Here is a 363-nt window from a genome sequence, read left to right on the forward strand (position 1 = left end):
TGGCCGCTTGCCGGCCGTCATCTTGCCGTCGAAAGTTCATACCGCGCAAATGAAGTGGTGCCCTTTTGAACGACGCTATGCAGGACAAAACCAAAGTCCTCGTAGAGACTTCGGAGCCCTTGTCGGTTCGCGACGCAGTCCAGGCGAAGGTAAGCACGTCCGAGCCGTTCAGCTCGCGCTCTGGCATATGACAGCAGTTCGTTCGAAACTCCCTTCTTCGCCCATGCTCGGCGTACGGCTAGCTTGTGAACGAACGCCGAGGTGCCCGGCAGAACTTCGGGCCAAAAGAAGGTGTCCTCCAACTCGAACTTCATGACCCCAGCCAAGTGCTCGCCGTCACGGGCAACGTGGTAGAGCCCAGCG

At 59.0% G+C, this 363-nt stretch carries 1 protein-coding gene; it reads right to left on the bottom strand.

Annotated features, from left to right (window positions below; translation table 11 throughout):
* Nucleotides 1-17: 17 nt before the first annotated feature.
* A partial coding sequence (locus AC1D3B_RS36265; RefSeq protein WP_478195483.1) for a GNAT family N-acetyltransferase occupies nucleotides 18-363 on the bottom strand: 346 nt, incomplete at its 5' end.

The organism is Variovorax sp. P5_A3 (assembly GCF_056400665.1).